20 protein-coding genes are annotated in these 23,700 nt (G+C 61.5%); 8 read left to right on the top strand and 12 right to left on the bottom strand.

Features of this window, described 5'->3' with window-relative positions; translation table 11 throughout:
* Positions 1-46 precede the first annotated feature (46 nt).
* The 7 genes from KW841_RS18220 (at position 47) to KW841_RS18190 (ending at position 5,868) form a co-directional block, all read left to right on the top strand.
* A complete protein-coding gene (locus tag KW841_RS18220) occupies positions 47-709 on the top strand; it encodes an amino acid ABC transporter permease (protein ID WP_116580687.1) in 663 nt (220 codons plus the stop codon).
* 9 nt (positions 710-718) lie between these two features.
* Positions 719-1,381, top strand: a complete 663-nt coding sequence (locus KW841_RS18215) for an amino acid ABC transporter permease (protein WP_104448356.1) — start codon at positions 719-721, stop codon at positions 1,379-1,381.
* A complete protein-coding gene (locus KW841_RS18210; protein WP_104448355.1) occupies positions 1,378-2,184 on the top strand; it encodes an amino acid ABC transporter ATP-binding protein in 807 nt (268 codons plus the stop codon). The genes KW841_RS18215 and KW841_RS18210 overlap by 4 nt, the downstream gene beginning before the upstream one ends.
* Before the next feature lie 30 nt (positions 2,185-2,214).
* Entirely contained in the window at positions 2,215-2,604 is a 390-nt protein-coding gene (locus KW841_RS18205) for a RidA family protein (protein ID WP_007974678.1), read from the top strand.
* Between the two features lie 171 nt (positions 2,605-2,775).
* Positions 2,776-3,540, top strand: a complete 765-nt coding sequence (locus tag KW841_RS18200) for an IclR family transcriptional regulator (RefSeq protein ID WP_102702095.1) — start codon at positions 2,776-2,778, stop codon at positions 3,538-3,540.
* A gap of 39 nt (positions 3,541-3,579) precedes the next feature.
* Positions 3,580-4,797 carry an amino acid deaminase gene (locus tag KW841_RS18195; protein WP_218478800.1) on the top strand — a complete coding sequence of 406 codons (1,218 nt, stop codon included), beginning with the start codon at positions 3,580-3,582 and terminating at the stop codon, positions 4,795-4,797.
* A gap of 138 nt (positions 4,798-4,935) precedes the next feature.
* The gene (locus tag KW841_RS18190) at positions 4,936-5,868 is read left to right on the top strand and encodes a sugar kinase (RefSeq protein ID WP_218478798.1); all 933 of its coding nucleotides are present in this window, start codon (positions 4,936-4,938) and stop codon (positions 5,866-5,868) included.
* A 143-nt stretch (positions 5,869-6,011) separates the two neighbouring features.
* Here KW841_RS18190 and KW841_RS18185 read toward each other — a convergent pair whose 3' ends face one another.
* The 12 genes from KW841_RS18185 to KW841_RS18130 all read right to left on the bottom strand — a co-directional run bounded on the left by KW841_RS18185 (position 6,012) and on the right by KW841_RS18130 (position 22,240).
* Positions 6,012-6,287: a peptidylprolyl isomerase gene (locus KW841_RS18185; RefSeq protein ID WP_007898282.1), complete on the bottom strand. Its 276-nt coding sequence runs from the start codon at positions 6,285-6,287 to the stop codon at positions 6,012-6,014.
* A 66-nt stretch (positions 6,288-6,353) separates the two neighbouring features.
* Positions 6,354-8,891: a PAS domain-containing protein gene (locus tag KW841_RS18180; protein WP_218478796.1), complete on the bottom strand. Its 2,538-nt coding sequence runs from the start codon at positions 8,889-8,891 to the stop codon at positions 6,354-6,356.
* A 207-nt stretch (positions 8,892-9,098) separates the two neighbouring features.
* Entirely contained in the window at positions 9,099-11,054 is a 1,956-nt protein-coding gene (locus tag KW841_RS18175) for an acetoacetate--CoA ligase (RefSeq protein WP_218478794.1), read from the bottom strand.
* 205 nt (positions 11,055-11,259) lie between these two features.
* Positions 11,260-12,033, bottom strand: coding sequence for a 3-hydroxybutyrate dehydrogenase (locus tag KW841_RS18170; RefSeq protein ID WP_218478792.1), 774 nt, complete (start codon positions 12,031-12,033; stop codon positions 11,260-11,262).
* Between the two features lie 7 nt (positions 12,034-12,040).
* Positions 12,041-13,432: a GntP family permease gene (locus KW841_RS18165; RefSeq protein WP_218478790.1), complete on the bottom strand. Its 1,392-nt coding sequence runs from the start codon at positions 13,430-13,432 to the stop codon at positions 12,041-12,043.
* Between the two features lie 284 nt (positions 13,433-13,716).
* Positions 13,717-15,132 carry a sigma-54-dependent Fis family transcriptional regulator gene (locus tag KW841_RS18160; RefSeq protein ID WP_007974694.1) on the bottom strand — a complete coding sequence of 472 codons (1,416 nt, stop codon included), beginning with the start codon at positions 15,130-15,132 and terminating at the stop codon, positions 13,717-13,719.
* A 159-nt stretch (positions 15,133-15,291) separates the two neighbouring features.
* Positions 15,292-16,869: an ABC transporter ATP-binding protein gene (locus KW841_RS18155; protein WP_218478788.1), complete on the bottom strand. Its 1,578-nt coding sequence runs from the start codon at positions 16,867-16,869 to the stop codon at positions 15,292-15,294.
* Positions 16,870-16,882: 13 nt separating this feature from the next.
* Complete coding sequence (locus KW841_RS18150) at positions 16,883-17,905, bottom strand: ABC transporter permease (protein WP_007974697.1); 1,023 nt, start codon at positions 17,903-17,905, stop codon at positions 16,883-16,885.
* On the bottom strand, positions 17,905-18,966 hold the full coding sequence (locus KW841_RS18145; protein ID WP_218478786.1) for a microcin C ABC transporter permease YejB: 1,062 nt from the start codon (positions 18,964-18,966) through the stop codon (positions 17,905-17,907). The genes KW841_RS18150 and KW841_RS18145 overlap by 1 nt, the downstream gene beginning before the upstream one ends.
* A complete protein-coding gene (locus KW841_RS18140) occupies positions 18,966-20,834 on the bottom strand; it encodes an extracellular solute-binding protein (RefSeq protein ID WP_218478783.1) in 1,869 nt (622 codons plus the stop codon). The genes KW841_RS18145 and KW841_RS18140 overlap by 1 nt, the downstream gene beginning before the upstream one ends.
* A gap of 135 nt (positions 20,835-20,969) precedes the next feature.
* Positions 20,970-21,251, bottom strand: coding sequence for a peptidylprolyl isomerase (locus KW841_RS18135; protein ID WP_007974703.1), 282 nt, complete (start codon positions 21,249-21,251; stop codon positions 20,970-20,972).
* Positions 21,252-21,358: 107 nt separating this feature from the next.
* Entirely contained in the window at positions 21,359-22,240 is an 882-nt protein-coding gene (locus tag KW841_RS18130) for a triacylglycerol lipase (protein WP_218478782.1), read from the bottom strand.
* Positions 22,241-22,578: 338 nt separating this feature from the next.
* Here KW841_RS18130 and KW841_RS18125 point away from each other — a divergent pair, with 338 nt between their 5' ends.
* Positions 22,579-23,643 (top strand): hypothetical protein, encoded by a 1,065-nt coding sequence (locus KW841_RS18125; RefSeq protein ID WP_218478780.1) that lies wholly within the window; start codon positions 22,579-22,581, stop codon positions 23,641-23,643.
* Positions 23,644-23,700: the final 57 nt, after the last annotated feature.

Raw genomic sequence — 23,700 nt, 5'->3', positions numbered from 1 at the left:
TGAGAGCGGGGCGGTGATGAATCGCCCCGTTCAGGTACTGCTGACCATGAACTATCAGTTGAACTTTGCCGCCGTCTGGCGCGACTTCGACACCTTGCTGGCGGGGCTCGGCCTGGGCCTTGAACTGGCGCTGGTGTCGATCGCCATCGGCTGCGTGATCGGCCTGATGATGGCGTTTGCCTTGCTGTCCAGGCACCGCGCATTGCGGGTGATGGCGTCGGTGTATGTCACGGTGATTCGTAACACGCCGATCCTGGTGTTGATTCTGTTGATCTACTTTGCGCTGCCAGGCCTGGGCATCCGCCTGGACAAGATCCCTTCGTTCATCATCACCCTGTCGCTGTATGCCGGGGCCTACCTGACCGAAGTGTTCCGCGGCGGTTTGCTGAGCATTCCCAAGGGGCAGCGCGAAGCCGGGTTGGCCATCGGGCTGGGCGAGTGGCAGGTCAAGGCCTACGTCACCGTGCCGGTGATGCTGCGCAACGTGTTGCCGGCCCTGTCGAACAACTTCATTTCGCTGTTCAAGGACACCTCGCTGGCGGCCGCGATTGCCGTGCCGGAGCTGACCTATTACGCGCGCAAGATCAATGTCGAGAGTTACCGGGTGATCGAAACCTGGCTGGTGACCACGGCGCTCTATGTGGCGGCCTGTTACCTCATTGCCATGATGCTGCGTTACCTCGAACAGCGTCTGGCGATTCGCCGATAGGAGCTACCCATGTACGAATCCCCGAGTTGGTTGCATGAGTTGTGGGTGGCGCGGGAAGTGCTGTGGCAAGGCTTTCTGACCAGTGTCCAGGTGTCGGTGCTGGCGATTCTGCTCGGCACGCTGGTGGGTGTGGTCACCGGGCTGGTGCTGACCTACGGCAAATTCTGGATGCGTGCGCCGTTTCGTTTTTACGTCGATGTGATTCGCGGCACACCCGTCTTCGTGCTGGTGCTGGCGTGCTTTTACATGGCGCCGGCGCTGGGCTGGCAGATCGGCGCGTTCCAGGCCGGTGCGCTGGGGTTGACCCTGTTCTGCGGCTCCCACGTCGCCGAGATCGTGCGCGGCGCCTTGCAGGCATTGCCACGTGGGCAGATGGAGGCGAGCAAGGCCATCGGCCTGACGTTCTACCAGGCGCTTGGCTATGTACTGTTGCCCCAGGCATTGCGGCAGATCCTGCCAACCTGGGTCAACTCGTCGACCGAGATCGTCAAGGCTTCGACCCTGTTGTCGGTGATCGGCGTGGCGGAATTGCTGCTCAGTACCCAGCAGATCATCGCCCGGACCTTCATGACCCTCGAGTTTTACCTGTTCGCCGGTTTCCTGTTCTTCGTCATCAACTACGGCATCGAGTTACTCGGCCGGCACATTGAAAAGCGGGTGGCTTTGCCATGACTCAGACTCAAAACCCTGCACAAAATCCTGCTCAAAACGGCCAACCCCTGCTGGACATTCGCGGCCTGCACAAGCGTTACGACCAGCTCGAAGTGCTCAAGGGCGTCGACCTGAGCATGCAGCGCGGCAACGTGGTGACCCTGATCGGCTCCAGCGGCTCGGGCAAGACCACATTGCTGCGTTGCGTGAACATGCTCGAAGAGTTCCAGGGCGGGCAGATCCTGCTCGATGGCGAGTCCATCGGCTATGACGAGATTAACGGCAAGCGCGTGCGTCATCCGGAAAAAGTCATCGCCCGGCATCGCGCCATGACCGGCATGGCGTTTCAGCAGTTCAACCTGTTCCCGCACCTGACCGCGTTGCAGAACGTCACCCTGGGCCTGCTCAAGGTGAAGAAACTGCACAAGGACGAGGCCGTGGCCCTGGCCGAGAAATGGCTGGAGCGCGTTGGCCTGCTGGAACGGCGCGACCACTTCCCCGGTCAGTTGTCCGGTGGCCAGCAGCAGCGCGTGGCGATTGCCCGGGCGATTGCGATGAACCCGAGCCTGATGCTGTTCGACGAAGTGACCTCGGCACTGGACCCGGAGCTGGTCGGCGAAGTGCTGAGCGTGATCAAGGGCCTGGCCGAAGACGGCATGACCATGCTGTTGGTGACCCACGAAATGCGCTTTGCCTTCGAGGTCTCGGACAAGATCGTCTTCATGAATCAGGGGCGCATCGAAGAGCAGGGGCCGCCCAAGGACCTGTTCGAGCGCCCGCAATCGCCGCGACTGGCGGAATTTCTCAAAAGCACCCGTTTTTGATCCTTCAATGTTCAATCAGGAGAAACACTCATGAGCATTACTCGTTACGGCACCGGCAGCGCCGCTGCAGGCGGCACGCCTCGCCCTTTCGCCCGCGCCGTTGAAGCCGATGGCTGGCTGCACGTTTCCGGGCAGGTGCCGGCGGTGGACGGCGAGATCATTACTGGCGGCATTGTCGAACAGACTCACCAGACCATGAAGAACCTGATCGCGATTCTCGAAGAGGCAGGCTTCGGCCTGGAAGATGTGGTGCGTGCTGGCGTGTGGCTGGAGGATCCGCGGGATTTCACCAGTTTCAACAAGGTCTTCGCCGAGTACTTCAAACCCGAGCACGCCCCGGCACGGGCCTGTGTGCAGGCGAACATGATGGTCGACTGCAAGGTCGAGATCGACTGCATTGCGTACAAGAAAAAGGCTTGAACCGAGTCGCGCCCATCGCGGGCAAGCCCGCTCCCACAGGTTCTGTGTGCTGCCACAGATTGCAGACACACCATCAATCCCTGTGGGAGCGGGCTTGCTCGCGAAGGCGGCCTAACGATCGCCGCCGCACTCTCGGTAAACTCCCGGCGACTATGAATGGAAACCACTGAAATGACCGAAGACACCATCAAGCGCCGGGCACGCGGTCTGGACCGGGCGTTCGATATCCTCGATTTCCTCAAGGAGATCGGCCAGCCCTTGCGCCCGAACGACATCGCCAACGGTATCGGCAGCCCCAAATCCACGGTCTACGAACTGGTGGCCTCGCTGTTGGAACGGCGGATCCTGGAGCCGGTGGGCAAGGACGGTCATGTCTACCTCGGTCGTCAGCTGTACTTCCTCGGGCAGGCCCACCTGCGGCATTTCGACCTGACCCGCGAGGCCGATCACGCCTTGCAGGACATCGTCAGCCAGACCCATGAAACCGCGCAGATGTGCCTGCTCAACGGGCGTAAATACACCGTGGCGCTGATGAAGGAAGGCGAGCGGCATTTTCGCATTTCCTCGGACATCGGCGAAAACGCGCCCATCCCCTGGACCGCTTCCGGGCGCCTGTTGCTGGCGCACCTGAGCGACCAGGAGATCGTCGACCTGATCGACCACGACGACTTCATCCTGCCCGATGGCGAACGCTTGGAGCTTGCGCAGTTTCTCAAGGAAATCCGTCAGGCCGGTATCGATGGGTTCTTTTCCTTCGATAGTGTCGCCGACACCTTTACCCATTGCTTCGCCGCGCCGGTCAAAAACCCCGACGGCGTGGCCATCGCGACCCTGTGCATCGTCGCCCCACGGGCCGATGCGAAGAAAAACTACAACGACTACCGCCGGGTGCTGATCGCAAGCGCCAACAGCCTGGCCCGTCGCATCAACGAATAACAGCGGCTGCCTGCAGCCGCGTGAACGAGGAGTTCGACCATGTCTTCTGCCCCCCATACCGCCAACGTGGATAAAGGCGCGGCTCCGATCGGTGCCAGCCTGGTGCGTGATGTAAGCCTGCCCGCGCTGGTACTGCACCGCGAGGCGCTGGAACACAACATCCGCTGGATGCAGGCGTTCGTCAGCGACAGCGGCGCGGAACTGGCGCCCCATGGCAAGACCAGCATGACCCCGGCGTTGTTCCGTCGCCAACTGGACGCCGGTGCCTGGGGCATCACCCTGGCCAGCGCCACGCAAACCCGCGCCGCCTATGCCCATGGCGTGCGCCGTGTCCTGATGGCCAACCAGTTGGTCGGCACGCCGAACATGGCATTGATCGCCGACCTGCTGGCCGACCCGACGTTCGACTTCTATTGCATGGTCGATCACCCGGACAACGTCGCCGACCTCGGTGCCTATTTCGCCTCCCGTGGCGTGCGCCTGAACGTGATGATCGAATACGGCGTGGTCGGTGGGCGTTGCGGTTGCCGCAGCGAACAGGAAGTGCTCGACCTGGCCAAGGCCATCGCCGCGCAACCGGCCCTGGCCCTGACCGGGATCGAAGGCTACGAAGGGGTGATCCATGGCGATCACGCCGTGACCGGCATCCGCGATTTCGCCGCGTCACTGGTGCGTCTGGCGGTGCAGTTGCAGGACAGCGGCGCCTTCGCCATTGCCAAGCCGATCATCACCGCGTCGGGTTCGGCCTGGTATGACCTGATCGCCGAGTCCTTCGAAGCACAGAACGCCGCCGGACGCTTCCTCAGCGTGCTGCGTCCCGGCAGTTACGTGGCGCACGACCATGGCATCTACAAGGAAGCGCAGTGCTGCGTGCTCGACCGTCGCAGTGACCTGCACGAAGGCCTGCGCCCGGCGCTGGAAGTGTGGGCGCACGTGCAGTCGTTGCCGGAGCCAGGGTTTGCGGTGATTGCCCTGGGCAAGCGCGACGTTGCCTACGACGCCGGTTTGCCGGTGCCGTTGCGGCGCTACAAGGCGGGCGTGGTACCGGCCAGCGGCGATGATGTGAGTGCCTGCAAAGTCACCGCGGTCATGGACCAGCATGCGTTCATGACCGTGGCGCCGGGGGTTGATCTGCGGGTCGGTGACATCATTTCGTTCGGCACGTCGCACCCGTGCCTGACGTTCGACAAGTGGCGTGTCGGCTGTCTGGTCGATGAGCGACTGAACGTTATCGAGACCATGGAAACCTGTTTCTAAGGCTTGAGACCGAGGCGCTGCCATCGCGGGCAAGCCCGCTCCCACAGGTTTCATGAACACTGAAGAACCTTGTGGGAGCGGGCTTGCCCGCGAAGAGGCCGGCCCAGACTACAAAGAAACACCAGGGACCCCACAACAATGAACACCATCAACACCCTCGGCCCCAACACCCCGCGCATCGCCCTGATCGGCGAGTGCATGATCGAGTTGCAGCATCGCGCCGACGGCAGCCTGCAACAAAGCTTCGGCGGCGACACCTTGAACACGGCGGTGTATTTGTCCCGGGAACTGGGGGCAAGCGGCACCGTGGACTACGTCACCGCCCTGGGCGATGACAGTTTCAGCGACGCGATGTGCCAGAGTTGGGCGGCGGAGAACATCGGCCTTGAGAGGGTCCAGCGCCTGCCCGGACGCCTGCCGGGTTTGTATTGCATCCAGACTGACGCCGCCGGTGAGCGACGCTTCCTGTACTGGCGCAATGAAGCGGCGGTACGCGACTGCTTCACCACCCCGGCCGCCGCACCGATCCTCGCGGCGCTGCCGGATTACGATGTGCTGTATTTCAGTGGCATTACCCTGGCGGTACTCGGCGCGCAAGGTCGGGAAAAACTCCTGGAAACCCTGATCGAAGCCCGCCAGCGCGATGCGCGGATCGTGTTCGACAACAACTACCGGCCACGGCTCTGGGCATCGGTCGAGGACGCCCGGGCGGCGTATCGCAGCGTGCTGCCGCAAGTCGACCTGGCGTTGCTGACGGTGGATGACGAACAGGCGCTGTTTGGTTATGCCGATGATGTCGCGGTGTTTGCCGCGTATGAGCAGATGGGGACGCCGGAAGTGGTGCTCAAGCGCGGCGCGCAAGCGTGCCTGATTCGTTGTGATGGCGAGTCATTCGAGGTGCCGGCACAGAAGGTCGAGCGGGTGGTGGACACCACGGCGGCGGGGGATTCGTTCAGTGCCGCGTATCTGGCCTCGCGGCTCAAGGGCGGCAGCCCGGTGGATGCCGCCGAGGCCGGGCATCGGTTGGCGAGCCGGGTGATTCAGCTGCCGGGGGCACTGATCCCGAAGTAAGCGCGGAATGGCCGCTTGCTGCGCAATCGGTTCGCGGGCAAGCCCGCTCCCACAGTGTTTGGTGGTGTGGCTGCAATCTGTGGCAACTCACAAATCCCTGTGGGAGCGGGCTTGCCCGCGAAGAGGCCCTCAAGCCAACAGCATCAATCCCGGTAGAACACCTGCACCAGGTGATACCCGAACTTGCTCTTGATCGGGCCATGCACCACCCGCAGCGGTTTTTTGAAGATCACCGCATCGATCACGCCGACCATCTGCCCCGGCCGCACTTCGCCGAGGTCGCCGCCGCGCTTGCCCGATGGGCAGGTCGAATACTTCTTGGCCAGCACATCGAACGCTTCACCCTTGGCGATGCGTTGTTTGAGCTGCTCGGCTTCTTCCGAGGTTTTCACCAGGATATGGCGGGCTTGAGCTTTCATGGGGCGGTTACCTTGCAACGATACTGGCTATGTGGGTGGCAGCGGGGGGCGCGATTATGCCTCAACTCAGTCCGGTTGGCCGATCATCGTGCGAATCTTGTTGGCCAGCAGGTCGATGGAAAAAGGTTTGGTTACCATGTCCATGCCTTCTTCAAGGAAGCCCTGGCGCTCGGCAGCGATCTGCGCGTAACCGGTCATGAACAACACTTTCAGTCCGGGACGATGCTGGCGGGCGATTTCTGCCAGTTGCCGGCCGTTCATGCCCGGCAACCCCACGTCGGTCACCAACAGATCCACCCGCAGGTCCGACTCCAGCACCGGCAGCGCGTCCTTGGCGTCTTCGGCTTCATGGGCGCGGTAACCGAGTTCCTTGAGCAGGTCCAGTACCAGCATGCGCACCGCCACATCGTCCTCGACCAGCATCACCGTTTCACCGGCAATCGCCGCTGGCGCCTCGCCGACCACGGGTGACAGGATTTTTTCCGGCTCGGTCGAATGCAGGCGCGGCAAGTACAAGCGCACGCTGGTGCCTCGTCCGGGCCGGCTGAACAGGCTGACGTGGCCCCCCGATTGCTGGGCAAAACCGTAGATCATCGACAAGCCCAGGCCGGTGCCCTGGCCGATGGGCTTGGTGGTGAAGAAGGGGTCGAAGGCCTTGGCCAGCACCGAGGGCGTCATGCCGGTGCCGTTGTCGCTGACGGCAATCATCACGTAGTCGCCGGCCTTGACCGGTTCCAGGGTCGTGATGTCGCTGCCGTCGAGGTACACGTTGGCCGTTTCGATCTGCAACTCGCCGCCCCCGGGCATGGCGTCCCGGGCGTTGATCACCAGGTTGAGCAGGGCGTTTTCCAGCTGACTGACATCGGTGTTGACCCGCCAGATGTTCTGCGCCAGTTGCAGCTTGAGTTCAATGTGGTCGCCCTTGGTACGACTCAACAGGTCTTCGAGCGAGCGAATCAGGTCATTGGGGTTCAGCGGCGTGCGATTGAGCGACTGACGCCGGGAGAACGCCAGCAAGCGATGGGTGAGGGCGGCGGCACGGTTGGCCGAGGACACTGCCGCCTCGGTGAACCGGCCGATCTCGTTGGCACGGCCTTCGGCGATGTAGCGCTGCATAAGGTCGAGGCTGCCAATGATGCCAGTGAGCATGTTGTTGAAGTCATGGGCGATGCCGCCGGTAAGCTGGCCGACGGCTTCCATTTTCTGGGCATGGCGCAAGGCGTCTTCGGCACGTTCACGCTCGAACATCTCGTTTTGCAGGCGCTCGTTGGCCTCGGCCAGTTGTCGGGTGCGGGCGGCCACCCGTTCCTCAAGGGTTTCGTTCAGGTTGCGCAGGGCTTCTTCGGTGTTTTTGCGTTCGGTTTCGTCGATCACGAAGATGTAGAAACCGTTGACCGCGCCGTCTGCACCGTGGCGTGGCAGGTAATTCATCAAGGCCTGGCGCAGGCTGCCGTCGCGGTGCGGCGTGCTGATGCTGAAACAGCAGGGCCGGCCGGACAGCGCCTCGGTGATGTACGGGGCGCGTAGCGCGTAGGCTTCTTCGCCGAGCACTTCAAGTATGGTTCGCCCATAAAGCTCTTGCGGCGTCAGCCCGTACCAGTCGAGGTACGCCGCGTTGTTGAGGCGAAAGCGTTCTTCGCGGTCGACGTAGCTGATCAGGACCGGCATGGCGTTGATGATCAGTTGCAGTTCGGTCTGGCTCTGGCGCAGGGCCTGTTCGGTGTGTTTGCGCTCGGTCAGGTCCAGGGCGGCGCCGAGGAATCGGATCGGCCGGCCGTGATGGTCCTTGTAGCAGCGACCGCGGGCAAACACCCAGCGCATCTGGCCGTCGGTTTGCAACAGGCGATATTCCTCGGCGTATTCGCTGCCGTGGGTGATGCAGTGCTTGATGCTGCGGGCGATCAGGGCGCGGTCCTGCGGGTGTACGCCGTGCAGGTATTCGCTGATCGGCAACTGGTTGGCCATGGCCGGGTCGACGCCGTGGAGCTGGGCAAAATGCACATCGGCGATGAAACGGTCCTCGCTGATGTCCCAGTCCCAGGTGCCGACTGCATCGGTGGCGGCGAGGGCCAGTTGCAGGCGCTCCTCGGTTTCACGCTGGGCCTTGAGGCTGGCCGCCGAGCGTTGTTCGAGTTCGAGGGCGATGCGCCGGCGTTCGTTGGTTTCGATGGCGGTGACCAGGATCCCGGCCACCTCGGCACCTTCGTCGCGGATCGGGCTGTAGGTCAGGTCGAGCCAGAAGTCGGACTCCCGGCCCTCACGTTGCAGGGTAAAGCGCTGCTCGCTGTAGGTTCGTACCTGACCTTGCAGGACGGCGCTGTAGATCGGGTCGGTAAAGTCTTTCAACTCAGGCCAGATCAGGTGTGTCGGTTGTCCGAAAGCCTGCGGATGCTTGCTTCCGGCGAGCAGGGCGAAGCCGTCGTTGTAGATCTGTGTCAATTGCGGGCCCCATAGCAGCAGCATCGGCATCGGTGAGTGAATGACGATGTCCACGGCGGTTCGCAGGCTCTGTGGCCAGGTACTGGCAGCGCCCAGCGGGCTGCTTGCCCAGTCGATCCGGGCGATCAGGGCCTGGGCATCGCTGGCGGTGGGTATTGCGTTCATCCGGGAGTCCTGCGCCTGAGTCGCTTTAGCTGGCGTCTATTCTTGCACAGGTGGCAGGCGCAGGTTGATTCAGGCGCTTGAGCGGTTAAGCGACGCAGGACCTGTGGGAGCGAGCTTGCTCGCGATGGCGTCGGGTCAATTTGCATTGATGTCAACTGACACTCCGCTATCGCGAGCAAGCTCGCTCCCACAGGTTCTTGTGGCGGTTCAAAACTGGAGCTCGGGCCTGTTTCGGTACTGCTCCAGCGCTTCGGGATTGGCCAGGGCATCGGTGTTTTTCACCTTCTGCCCATGCACCACATTGCGCACCGCCAATTCAACCACCTTGCCGCTGATGGTCCGTGGAATGTCGGTGACCGCGACAATCTTCGCCGGTACATGGCGCGGTGTGGTGTTGGCGCGAATCGTCTGGCGGATCTGCTGCTGCAGCGCCTCGTCCAGCTCAAGCCCGTCGCGCAAGCGTACGAACAGCACCACCCGCACGTCGTCCTGCCATTGCTGACCGATGGCCACACTGTCGAGCACCTGCGGGATTTTTTCCACCTGGCGATAGATTTCCGCCGTGCCGATGCGCACGCCGCCGGGGTTGAGCACGGCATCGGAGCGGCCGTGGATCATCATACCGCCATGGGGCAATTGTTCGGCGTAGTCGCCCTGGGCCCAGACACCGGGGAACAGGCTGAAATAGGACTGGCGCAGCTTCTCGCCATCGGCATCATTCCACAGGCCAACGGGCATCGCCGGGAAGTGCCGGGTGCAGACCAGTTCGCCTTTTTCGCCGATCACCGGCTGGCCGGCGTCGTTCCATACCTCGACGGCCATGCCCAGGCTCTTGCCCATGATTTCGCCGCGCCGCACTGGCGACACAGGGTTGCCGTTGACGAAGCACGAGACGACGTCGGTGCCGCCGGACATCGAGGCCAGGCACAGGTCAGCCTTGAAGTCGCGATAGACGAAGTCGTAACTCTGCGGCGACAGCGCCGAGCCGGTGCACAGCAACGTCTTGAGGCTGCCCAGGTCATGACTGTCGCGGGGCTTGATGCCGCTGCTTTCCAGGGTGGCGAGGTATTTCGGGCTGGTGCCGAAGACGCTGATCCCTTCGTCGTCGATCAGGTCGACCAAGCGTTGCGGGTCAGGGTGGAACGGCGAGCCGTCGTACAGCACCACCGCGCTGCCTACCGCGAGGGCCGAGACCAGCCAGTTCCACATCATCCAGCCGCAAGTGGTGTAGTAGAACAGGCGTTCACCGGGGCCGAGATCGCAGTGCAGGCCGTGTTCCTTGACGTGTTGCAGGAGTACGCCGCCGGTGCTGTGGATGATGCATTTGGGCACGCCGGTGGTGCCGCTGGAGTAGAGGATGTACAGCGGATGGGCGAAGGGCACCGGGACGAAATCCGGCTCGCCGCCGGGTGCGTAGAAGTCGTCCCACAGCGTCACGTTGGCCGGAGTACGGAAGTGTTCGATGTGCGCCTGTGGGCGTGCGTAAGGCACGACGATCAGCTGTTGCAGTGAAGGCAGGCGCTGGAGGATCTCGTTGATCTTGGCGGTCTGGTCGATCTCTTTGCCGGCATAGCGGTAACCGGCGCAGGTCACCAGCACTTTCGGTTCGATCTGGCCGAAACGGTCAACCACCCCTTGGGTGCCGAAGTCCGGTGAAGAACAGGACCAGACAGCGCCAAGGCTGGTGGTGGCGAGCATGGCCACCAGGGTTTGCCAGGTGTTGGGCATGCACGCGGCGACCCGGTCACCCACACCGACGCCGGCGGCGATCAAGCCGTTTTGAAAGCCGGCGACATGCTCTGCCAGCTCGGCCCAGGTCAAGTGTTCACGCTGACCGTTTTCGCCAACGGCTACCACGGCGATAGCATCATCGCGGCGCTGTAACAGATGTTCGGCAAAGTTCAGTGTGGCGCCCGGAAACCACTGGGCGCTGGGCATCTGCGGGCCTTCGAGCAGCACGGCGTCGGGCTGTTCGTGGAAGCGGATGTCGAAGAAATCGACGATGGCCTGCCAGAAATCCGGGCGTTGCTCGATGGACCATTGGTGCAGGGCAGGGTAGTCGTCGATCTTGAGGTGATACCGCTGATTGATGAAGCGCCGGAAGGCCTCCATGCGGGTCTTGCCGATGCGTTTGACGTCGGGTTGCCAGAGGATGTCGGACATGGTTTGCCTCTTCTTGTTCATGCCTTTGCACAAGCTGATGTAGCGCAGGCTTTTGTGACCGGGGCGCTTGTGTGGCGAGGGGGTTTGCCCCCGTTCGGCTGCGTAGCAGTCGCAAAACCAGGCAACCGGATTTGCCAATGATACTTATAGGGCGGCTTCGCCACCCAACGGGGGCAAGCCCCCTCGCCACAGGGTTAGAGGCTGATCACTGCGCCAACCACCCACCATCCACATTCCACGCCGCGCCCCGCACCTGGCTTCCGGCTTCGCTGCACAAAAACAACACCAGCTCGCCCAGTTGCGGTGGTGTCACGAACTCCAGCGATGGCTGCTTTTCAGCGAGCAAATCATGCTGTGCCTGCTGTGGGTCAACCCCGCTGGCGGCACGATCGTCGATCTGTTTCTGCACCAGCGGCGTCAGTACCCAGCCTGGGCAGATGGCGTTGCAGGTGACCTGGGTGGTAGCGGTTTCCAGCGCGACCACTTTGGTCAAGCCGATCACCCCGTGCTTGGCGGCGACATAGGCTGACTTGCCCACCGAACCGACCAGGCCATGCACCGAGGCAATGTTGATCACCCGGCCCCAGCCCTTGGCGCGCATGCCCGGCAGGCTCAAACGGGTGCTGTGGAACACCGACGACAGGTTGATCGCGATGATCGAATCCCAGCGCTCCACCGGAAATTCGTCCACCGCTGCCACGTGTTGAATGCCGGCATTGTTGACCAGGATGTCGACGCCGCCGAACTCACGCTCGGCGTAGGCGATCATGTCGGCAATCTGTGCCGGGTCGCTGACATCGGCCGGGTGATGGCCGACCTTGCCGCCAAACTGTTCCACTTCGGCGATCACTTGGGAGGCATCGCCGAAGCCGTTGAGGATCAGGTTGGCCCCGGCCTTGGCCAGACTGAGGGCGATCCCCAGGCCGATGCCGCTGGTGGAGCCGGTGACCAGTGCGGTCTTGCCCGAAAGAGTCGTCATGAATACCTCACACAATGCCAGTGGCGTAGAAAGTGCCGATCACCACGAAAACCGCCAGGGTCTTGATCAGCGTAATACAGAAAATGTCTTTGTAAGCTTCACGGTGGGTCAGCCCGGTGACTGCCAGCAGAGTAATTACTGCGCCGTTATGCGGCAGGGTGTCCATGCCGCCGCTGGCCATCGCGGCGACCCGGTGCAGCACTTCCAGCGGAATGTTCGCCGCATGGGCGGCGCTGATGAACTGCTCGGACATGGCCGCCAGCGCAATGCTCATGCCACCCGAGGCGGAACCGGTGATGCCGGCCAGCAGGGTCACGGTAATCGCTTCGTTGACCAGTGGATTGGGAATGCTCTTGAGCCAGTCGGCCAACACCAGAAAGCCTGGCAGGGATGCGATCACCGCGCCGAAACCGTACTCCGAAGCGGTGTTCATGGCCGCCAGCAGCGCCCCGCTGACCGCGCTTTTACTGCCTTCAGCGAGTTTGCTGCGGATCGCCTGGAAGCCAAACACCAGCACCATGAGGATGCCGACCAGCAAGGCGGCCTGGACCGCCCAGATCGCTGTGAGCTTGGCGATTTCCGTGGTCACCGGCGCGGCCATTCCTGGCAGCGCGAGGCTGTGGGTCTTGCCGTACACCTGCGGAATCCAATGGGTGAACAGCAGGTTCATGATGCCTACCGCCAACAGTGGCGACAGTGCGAGCCACGGATTGGGCAGCTTGAGGTCGGGGGCGGTTTCCGGTTCGTTGCGCAGGTCGGAGCCATAACCTTCACCGGCGCGCTGTGCCTTGTTGCGCTGGCGCTGGAGAAACAGCATGCCGGCACAGAACACGAAGATCGTACCGATCACGCCCAGCCACGGCGCCGCCCAGGCTGTGGTGTTGAAGAAGGTGCTGGGGATGATGTTCTGGATTTGAGGCGTGCCGGGCAGGGCGTCCATGGTGAACGAGAACGCGCCCAGGGCAATGGTCGCCGGGATCAGGCGCTTGGGGATGTTGCTCTGGCGGAACATTTCAGCGGCAAACGGGTAGACCGCGAACACCACCACAAACAGCGACACGCCGCCATAGGTGAGCAGGGCGCAGACCAGCACGATCACCAGCATCGCCTGGCGGGTGCCGAGCAGGCGAATCGCCGCGGCGACGATGGAGCGCGAGAAGCCGGACAGTTCGATCAGCTTGCCGAACACCGCGCCGAGCAGGAACACCGGGAAATACAGCTTGATGAAACCGACCATTTTTTCCATGAACACCCCGGTGAAAGCGGGGGCGACGGCAGAGGGGTCGGTGAGCAGGACAGCGCCGAGGGCGGCAATAGGGGCAAAAAGGATAACGCTATAGCCACGGTAGGCAGCCAGCATCAGCAGCGCGAGGGCTGCCAAGGCAATGATCACACTCATGGTGTGTCTCCTGGGTTGTTATTTTTGTAGGGTGGAACTGGGTAGGGAGGCGTATAGCGGGTTTTGTGCCAAGTACTTAACTTATTGAAATATAAAGATATATTCTGATGCGGGTGAGCTGGTTCGGGATTGTTGTCTCTTGTTTGAGACTTGTATTTGGAGTGCCGGCCTCTTCGCGGGCAAGCCCGCTCCCACAGTTGACCGAATTGATCAGGGGAATGCCTTCTCCTGTGGGAGCGGGCTTGCTCGCGAAGGTCTGTCCAGCAATGGAGATATATGTCTCATTATGGAGATTCTGCAATTCCCAGCGCCACCATCTTCTTGTACAACGTCGACCGCCCCAGCCCCAATCGTGCCGCTGCCTCAATGACTTTGCCCCCGCATTGCGCAAGGGTCGTCTCGATCAGTTGCCGGTCGAATCGCTCCCGCGCCGCACTGAAGGTTTCATGGGTAAAGGTCTCCTGGGCCAAGGGCGTCACGCGTTCCACCGGGGTGAACGTACCAATCGCCGCGCGGATGTCCGCCGCCGTCAGGCGCAAGTCATCGCTGAGCAGCGCCGCGCGCTCCAGTACATTGCGCAATTCGCGGATGTTCCCCGGCCAGGCGTGTTGCCCCAGCAGTTCCAGGGCTTCGTGGTGCAGTTCATGCTGGCTGCGCAGTTCCTCGAGAATCGCTTCACTGAGCGCCGGCACGTCATCGAGGCGGTCGCGCAGGGGCGGAACCTGGATCGGCAGCACGTTGAGACGGTAGTACAAGTCGGCGCGGAACTCGCCGCGTTTGATCGCCGCCTCAAGGTCGGTCGAGGTCGCGGCGATCACCCGCACATCGCTCTGGATCACTTCATTGGACCCCACTGGCTCGAATTCCTTTTCCTGCAACACCCGCAGCAGTTTGCTTTGCAGGGGCAGCGGCATGTCGCCGATTTCGTCGAGGAACAAGGTGCCGCCCTGAGCGATCTGCAGTTTGCCGGCGCGCCCCTTGCGGTCGGCACCGGTAAACGCGCCGGGGGCGGTGCCGAAGAATTCGGCTTCCAGCAGAGATTCGGGAATCGCCGCGCTGTTGATACTGACAAACGCCTTGTGCGCGCGGGGCGAGGCATTGTGGATGGCCTGGGCCAACAACTCTTTGCCGGTACCGGTTTCGCCGAGCAGCAGAACCGGCGATTCGGTACTCGCACTGCGCCGGGCGCGGCGTTTGACTTCCAGGCTGGCGGCGCTGGTGCCGATGAAATGGGCGAAGTTGTATTTGGTCTGCCGCGCGCGCAGCAGCGAGCGGGTGGAGGCCAGTTCTTCCTGCATGCTCATGTAGCGCTTGAGCATCGGCGACAGGCTGCGCAGTTCGTCGAACAGGGCAAAACCGATGGCGCCGATGACCACGCCGGCGTCATCGTGAATCGGCAGGCGCATGACCACCAGCGGCTCTTTTGGGGTGTCTTGCATATCCAGCAGAATCGGCCGGCCGGTGCGCACCACTTCACGCAACAGGCTGCCGGGGATCACGCTTTCGCAGGGCTTGCCAATCGCCACTTGCGCCGATTGCAGGCCGAAGCGCCGGGCATAGCGCTCATTCATCCAGACGATGTTGGCATCGCGGTCGACAATCACCGTGCCCTCGCTCGATTGCTCGATGATTTCGAACAATGAACGGATCGCCAGCAGGCGAACGCGCTGGTAGTCCTTGAGGCTTTCGGTGGTGTTCATCGGTATTGATCCTGATTTCTTGTTGACTGTTCCGGCCCCATCGCGGGCAAGCCCGCTCCCACAGGATATGGGGTTGCCACCGATTTTGGGCACGACAAATACCCTGTGGGAGCGGGCTTGCCCGCGAAGGCTGCGACACGGTTCAACTGCGTGGCGCGATTATGCCTGCCCCAACAACGCCGCCGCCAACAGCTCCTTGGTGTACGGATGCTGCGGTGAGTCAAACACTTCATGGCTGGCGCCGCGTTCCACCACCTTGCCGTCCTTGATCACGATCATGTCGTGGGCCAGGGCGCGCACCACCGCCAGGTCGTGGCTGATGAACAGGTAGGTCAGACCGTGCTTTTCCTGGAGCTGGCGGAGCAGGGCGACCACCTGTTTCTGCACCGTGCGGTCCAACGCCGAAGTCGGTTCGTCGAGCAGGATCAGCGCAGGCTTGAGCACCAGCGCCCGGGCAATGGCGATGCGCTGGCGCTGGCCACCGGAGAATTCGTGGGGATAGCGATGGCGGCTTTGCGGGTCGAGGCCGACTTCGCTGAGTGCGCGGATCACTTCGGCGTTGCACTCTTCAGTGCTCAACTGGCTGTGTACTTCCAGGCCTTCGCTGATGATCTGCGCCACCGACATTCGCGGGCTGAGGCTGCCAAAGGGGTCCTGGAACACCACCTGCATTTTCTTGCGCCACGGCCTCAGCTGTTTTTGCGTCAGGCCATCCAGCGCCTGGCCCTGAAAGCGGATGCTGCCGTCGGAATCGAGCAAACGCAGGATCGCCTGACCGAGTGTGGACTTGCCGGAACCGGATTCACCGACGATGCCCAGGGTCTTGCCGCGCTGAATGTTGAGGCTGATGCCATCGACGGCACGCAGCCAGGTCTTGCGCTGGAACAGGCCGCCACTGACGGGAAACCGCACCTGCAGATCGTTCACCTCCAGTACGTTTTCGCGCTCGTCCCGGGGCAAGGCTTCACCCTCGGGTTCGGCGTGCAGCAATACGCAGCTGTAAGGGTGCTTCGGTTCGGTGAACAGGGTTTCGCAGGGCGCTTGCTCGACGATTTCCCCGGCCTTCATCACGCACACGCGCTGGGCGATGCTGCGCACCAGGTTCAGGTCGTGGCTGATCAGCAGCAGCGACATGCCCAGCCGCTGTTGCAGGGACTTGAGCAGCAGCAGGATCTTGCGCTGCACCGTCACATCCAGTGCGGTGGTCGGTTCGTCGGCAATCAGCAGTTCCGGTTCGCACGCCAGGGCCATGGCAATCATCACCCGCTGGCGCTGGCCGCCGGACAGTTGATGGGGATAGGCCTTGACGCGCTCCTCGGGTTTCTGGATGCCCACCAGGTGCAGCAGTTCAAGGATCCGCGCCTGCGCCGCTTTGCCCGCCAGGCCTTTGTGCACCAGCAAGGTTTCGCCGATCTGTTTTTCGATGCTGTGCAGCGGGTTCAGGGACGTCATCGGTTCCTGAAAGATCATCGCAATGCGATTGCCGCGCAGTTGTCGCAACTTGCCGGCATCGGCACCCACCAGTTCCTGGCCGCGATAGCGGATGCTGCCCGTTGTCCGGGTATCGGTTTGCGGCAGCAGTTGCAGGATCGAATGCGCCGTTACCGACTTGCCCGATCCCGATTCGCCCACCAGCGCCAGGCATTCGCCGGGGCGGATGTCCAGGCACAGATTGCGCACCACGGTCTGGCCACTGAAGGCCACGCTGAGGTCACGGATTTCGATCAGGTTGGTCATTGCAGCCGTCCGCTCAAGATCTCGGATCGAAGGCGTCTCGCAACGCCTCTCCGATAAACACCAGTAAAGAAAGAATCAGCGCCAGGGTGAAGAACGCCGTCAGGCCCAGCCACGGCGCTTGCAGGTTCTGCTTGCCCTGGCCGATCAGTTCGCCCAGGGAAGCGCTGCCCGCCGGCATGCCGAAGCCGAGGAAGTCCAGTGCCGTCAGGGTGGAAATCGCCCCGGTGAGAATGAACGGCAGGTAGCTCAAGGTCGCGTTCATCGCGTTGGGCAGAATGTGCCGGACGATGACTTTGCGGTCGGTCAGGCCCAGTGCGCGCGCAGCCTTGACGTATTCCAGGTTGCGCCCGCGCAGGAACTCGGCGCGCACCACGTCCACCAGGGCCAGCCATGAAAACAGTGCCATGATTCCCAGCAACCACCAGAAATTCGGCTCGACGAAACCCGACAGGATGATCAGCAGGTACAGCACCGGCAACCCGGACCAGACTTCCAGCAACCGCTGGCCGAGCAAATCCACCCAGCCCCCGTAATAGCCTTGCAGGGCACCGGCCGCGATGCCGATCAGCGCGCTGACAAACGTCAACATCAAGGCAAACAGGATCGACACCCGGGCACCGAAGATCACCCGGGCCAGAACGTCCCGCGCCTGGTCGTCGGTGCCCAGCCAATTGACGCTGGTGGGCGGACTGGGAGCGGGTTTGTTCAGGTCATAGTTGGGCGTGTCGTCACTGAATGGAATCGGCGGAAACAGCAACCAGCCACCATCCTTCTTGATCAGCTTCTGCACATAGTCGCTGCGGTAGTCGGCCTGGAAGGGCAGTTGCCCGCCGAACTCCTGTTCGGTGTGGCGCTTGAACACCGGGAAGTACCACTGGCCTTGATAGCTGACCATCAGCGGTTTGTCGTTGGCGATCAGTTCGCCGCCCAGGGTCATCAGGAACAGGCCGACAAACAGCCAGAGCGACCACCAGCCCCGACGGTTTTTCTTGAAGCGCTCGAAGCGCCGGCGCGCCAGCGGTGAAAGCTTGAGCATCAGGCGTTCCTCGCGGCAAAGTCGATACGCGGGTCGACCAGGGTGTAGCAGAGGTCGCCCAACAGTTTTATCAATAGGCCGAACAGGGTGAAGATGAACAACGAGCCGAACACCACCGGATAGTCCCGGGATACCGCGGCTTCGTAACTCATGCGGCCCAGGCCGTCGAGGGAGAAGATCACTTCGATCAGCAGGGAACCGGCAAAAAACACACTGATGAACGCCTGGGGAATGCCCGACACCACCAGCAGCATGGCGTTGCGGAACACGTGTCCATAGAGCACCCGTCGCTCACTTAAACCCTTGGCCCGGGCAGTGACCACGTACTGGCGGGTGATTTCATTGAGGAACGAGTTCTTGGTCAGGATGGTCAGCGTGGCGAAACCGCCGATCACCAGCGCGGTGACCGGCAACACCAGATGCCAGAAGTAATCGGCCACTTTGCCAATAGTCGACAGCGATTCGAAGTTGTCCGAGACCAGCCCCCGGACCGGGAACCAGTTCAGTGAAGTGCCGCCGGCAAACACCACGATCAGGAACATCGCAAACAGGAACGCCGGCATGGCATAGCCGATGATGATCGCGGTACTGCTCCAGATATCGAAATGGCTGCCATGGTGCACGGCCTTGCGGATGCCCAGGGGAATCGACACCAGGTAAGTGATCAGCGTCGCCCAGAGTCCGAGAGAAATGGTCACGGGCATTTTCTCGAGGATCAGGTCGGTGACGGTGGCGCCGCGGAAGAAACTCTTGCCGAAGTCCAGGCGCGCGTAGCTGGTGAGCATCAGCCAGAGGCGTTCGTGTGCCGGTTTATCGAAGCCGTACTGTTTTTCTATGTCCTTGATCAGCTGCGGATCAAGCCCGCGACTGGCCCGGGACTTGCCGCTCATGGACTCGCCGGAACCGCCGCCAACCGCGGCGCCACCAATGCCCTGCAAGTGTGCGATGGCCTGTTCGACCGGCCCGCCCGGTGCGGCCTGGACGATGACAAAGTTGACCAGAAGAATGATCACCAGCGTCGGAATGATCAGCAGCAGGCGCCGCAGTATGTAAGCCCACATCAGTGCGGCCCTCCGGGTTTGCCACGGCTGATACGCTCGGCCGTCATCTGTTGGTTGGTCAATGGCGTGGTGCTCATCTCCCACCAGCTCTCGATGGCTTCGTCATTGCTCGCTTGCACGTTCGGGATGCCGAAGCGGTTCCACCATACCGTCGAGGTGCCCGGCGGGTAATAGTTGGGAATCCAGTAGTAGTTCCATTGCAGCACCCGATCCAGGGCATGGGCGTAATGCAGCATGTCAGCCTGGGTGTTGGCCCGGATCAGCCCGGTGATCAGGGTGTCCACTGCCGGGTTCTTCAACACCATGTAGTTGTTGGAGCCTGGGTCGGTGGCCGCCTCGGAACCGAAGTAATTGAGCAGTTCACCTCCCGGAGAGGTGGTGACCGGGTAGCCGGTGACGATCATGTCGTAGTCGCGGCTCATCAGACGATTGACGTACTGGGACGAGTCGATGCGGCGGATATTGAGGTCGATGCCGATCTGTTTCAGCGTGCGTTTATAGGGCAGCAGTAGACGGTCCATGCCGTTCTGGCTGACCAGGAAGGTGAAGCTCAGCGGCTCGCCTTCGGCATTGACCAGTTGGTCGCCATCGGGTTTCCATCCGGCCTGTTCGAGCAAGTCCAGGGCCTGCAACTGCTTGTCGCGAATCACGCCGCTGCCATCGGTCTTCGGCGCCTCGAACACCTGGGTGAAGACTTCGTCGGGAATCTGCCCGCGTAGCGGTTCGAGAATCGCCAGCTCCCCGGCATCCGGCAGTTGTCGGGCGGCGAGATCGGTGTTGGAGAAAAAGCTCTGCTGGCGAATGTACATGTCGCGCATCATCTGCCGGTTGCTCCACTCGAAGTCCCACAGCATCACCAGCGCCTGGCGCACGCGACGGTCCTGGAACATCGGCTTTTGCAGATTGAACACAAAACCCTGGGCCGGCTGCGGCGCCTCGGTAGCGAGGTGGGCTTTTTGCAGGCGGCCGTCGCTCAGGGCCGGGCTGTCATAGCCGATGGAATAACCGGTGGCGGAAAATTCCCGGTTGTAGTCATAGGCGCCACCGCGCAGGACCTGGCGCGCCACGTCGGTATCGCCGAAGTACTCGATGCTGAAATGATCGAAGTTGTACAGGCCACGGCTGACCGGCAGGTCCTTGCCCCACCAGTCGGGATTGCGTTCGAAGGTGATGCTGCGCCCGGAATCGATCTTGCCGACTTTATAGGGGCCGCTGCCCAACGGCGCTTCATAGCCGCCGCCACCGGCGAAATCGCGAGTCTTCCACCAGTGTTCGGGAAACACCGGCAGGGTCGCGATATCCAGCGGCAGGGTGCGATTTTCGTTGTTCTTGAAATCGAAGCGGATAGTCAGCGGCGATTCCACTTCGACGCCTTTGACATCGGCGAACTGGGTGCGGTAACGCAGGCTGCCCTGGGTCATCAGCAGGTCGAAGGTATAACGCACGTCTTCGGCGGTAATGGCTTTGCCATCGGCAAAACGCGCCTTGGGATTGAGGTAAAAACGCAGTGACAGGCCGTCGTCGGAACGCTCCATCTTTTCTGCCACCAGGCCGTACACGGTGTACGGCTCGTCCAGTGAGCGCTGGGCCAGCGGCGAATAGAGCAAGCCGTCGATCTGGGTGACGCCGATGCCTTTGTCGATGTAAGGCAATACGTGGTCGAACTGCCCGATTTCGATCGCAGATCGCCGCATCGTGCCGCCTTTGGGGGCCAGCGGATTGGTGTAGGCGAAATGACTGAAGCCGGCAGGGTATTTTGCCGGTTCGCCGTACACGGTCATTGCCGGTTGCGGTGCCGCATTCACACCCGCGGCACCCGACAGCAGGGCCACGGCCGTGAACAACAAGGTAGGGAAAGCCAGTCGCATTGTCAGCCTTAGAGCCGGGTGGTCGTTAACGACAATTTGTACGCTAGCGGCGCGTCCCTCGCCAGCCGAATTACGCGTGCGAAACACAACGGCCCACCAAAAGGCGGGCCGTTGTGTGAAGAGCTCAAGCGTCGATCAGTCCTGACGGCTGGTCACTTCCAGCAGGTGGTAACCGAACTGGGTCTTGACCGGGCCCTGGACCACGTTGAGCGGTGCGCTGAAGACCACGGTGTCGAATTCCTTGACCATCTGGCCTGGACCGAACGAACCCAGATCACCGCCCTGGCGGCTGGAAGGGCAGGTGGAGTTTGCCTTGGCAACGTCGGCGAAATCGGCGCCAGCCTCGATTTGGGCCTTGAGTTCGTTGCACTTGGCTTCCGAGGCAACAAGGATGTGACGGGCAGTGGCTTTGGCCATGGGAAAATACTCCTTTCAATATTCGGTAAAATGCGGAGCCTACCGGATTCAGTGAGCTATTTCTCCTCAAAGTTCCGTTCCATGCGGGATTCACGGCGGGCAGCCCCTCAAAGGCCGGCGGCGCTCAGGCGCTCGGCATGCTGGACATAGAGGTCGACCGGGTCGACACCTGTGCGCAACTGGCCGGCCGGCTGGCCAAGGGTATCCAGATGATCCAGCGCATAGTCGGAGCGGATAACCGTGCCCAGGTGAGAACTGAAGCGACCGACCAGACCGTCGTTCTGCTCGGCTTCCGTGACGAAATAACCAGAAAGGACCCGGCAGAAAGCGTTGAGCGGATCGAGCGCATTGAGCCCCTCCTTGAGCACATTCGACTGCACTATGCCGCTCCACGAGTAGTAACGAACACCGTTGACTCGTTCGCGCCCCTTGCCACCCCAGGTGGCAGGCAGTCCTTGCGGGTATTTGTCGTTGAATGCGCCAACGCCTTCGGTGGTCAGGGCATTGAGGGCGGCAATGGCGTTTTGCGGCTGGTACTGGTTGTCGCTCAGGGTCGCAAGGAAGTCGGCGAAGAGGGTCACCACCGTTTCGGCCACATGGTCCGGCAGTTGGCCCGGTGTCAATGCCTTGCGCAGGAAATCGGCGAGCTCCGAGCCATGGTTCGGCCCGCTGACGGAAGTCACCGATGCCACTCTGTGTGGCGCAACCGCTGCGGCATAACGTGCGGTCAGTGCACCCTGACTATGGCCTATGAGGTTGACTTTGTGCGCACCGGTTCCTTCCAGTACCCGCTCGATCTGCATGAGCAATTGGTTGCCGCGTACTTCGTTGTCGTGGATGGCCGACAAGTGGGGAACGAATACCCTTGCTCCGGCGTTCCTCAGCGCCTGTCTGATGTCGTGAAACAGCTCGAACTTGCCGATTCTTTCGAAGCCGAAAAGGCCGTGGATCAGCAGTATGGGATAACGAGTGCTTGCATTCCTTTGCATATTCACACCTTTGCACAGAAGTTCGTCGGGACTGCATGGCGCTTCACTCTAAAACACTCGAGGTTGGCGCGATGTATGAAAAGTCCGCCGAAATCTCCAGAAAACGGAATAGAGCAAGTGCGAATGCTCAGGATTTGCTGAGGCTTTAGTCGGAATCGTTTGACGACTTTTCACGGCAATCAGGTGGCTCTTGATCAAAGACCTACTTCACATGTATCGACTTTCCGAGTGAGGCTGAGTGAGAGGCCGACATCACGGCGAATTGTCGTGAGGTTAAATAGACGTCTTCCAAAGCCGGCCACCCGTTCGGTATTTATTCCAAGGACTGGAGCGAATGAATGACTGTTTATGAACCCGATACCTTGAGTCTCGTACTGCAACCCTTGCCACCGCCCGTACTGGAGCAGGCGGAAAACGGCGTTCTGAACCCCTCTGACCGAAAAGCCGTCATCAGGGTCCGCCCTTACCCAGGCATGACTTGCGGCGACAAATTGCTATTGAATTGGGCAGGTCTGGATGCCGATGGCCTCGCCTGCAATCATCAGGTGACGCGTTTTGTCAGTGACGACCGGGTCGGCGAGGACATGATCTTTGCCGTGGGTAGCGCTTATATCGAGGCGCTCGACGGTGGTTCACTGGAAATCAGCTACTCGCTCCTGAGCAGTCGTTTTACCGGGCTCGTGCATTCCCATCGTCTACAGCTGTGTGTGGGTGATGTGCAGTCAGACCTGTTACCCGCGACGGTGAGCGACGCGGTGGGTAGAACGCTTGATCCGGATCGGGTCAGGGAAGGGGCGATCGTTACAATCAAGCCCTATGCGCGCATGACGGCGGGCGACTGGGTGTTGCTGACCTGGGCTGGCGTTTCGGTTGAAGCAAGTTTCAGTGATGCACTCAAGGTCGAGTCCTTTGCGGTGGGGGGCGAACTGTCGTTTTGGGTCAGCCCGGAGTGCGTTGCGCTCAATCTGGGTTCCTCGGTTTCCGTCGATTATTGCGTCAAGCAAGCAGGCCAGGGGCCTCGTTACTCTGAAGCAACGACACTGATGATTGGCAAGATGGAGCGGGGACCACTGCCAGCCCCCATGGTGCTGGAAGCCGACGAAGGTTGGGTGGATCTGCTTGATGCGCAGGATGGCGTGACCGTCGTCATCGAAAACCCCAGGGCTGAAAAAGGGGAGTTGGTCTGCCTGAGATGCGACGGGGAGAAATTCAATCACTGTGACGAGCGCGAAATCACCATAGACACCGCGGGCGAGCCGTTGATATTCATCGTTCCCTACCGGTTCTGGAGGGAGCATCGAGATTCTGCGATCCGTGTTTCCTGTTCGGTCGAGCGTCTTGATAACACCTCTCAGCAATCCGGGGTGACACAGGTTCAGGTGCAATCCCTGATGGGACATTGATCGCTATTTGCCCTCCAGTCTTCACACGAAGACCGGAGGGCGGACAGGTGATGCCGG

The organism is Pseudomonas sp. PDM28 (genome assembly GCF_019219115.1).
Classification (GTDB): Bacteria; Pseudomonadota; Gammaproteobacteria; order Pseudomonadales; family Pseudomonadaceae; genus Aquipseudomonas; species Aquipseudomonas laurylsulfatiphila.
This window is presented reverse-complemented; position numbering and strand designations above follow the sequence as displayed.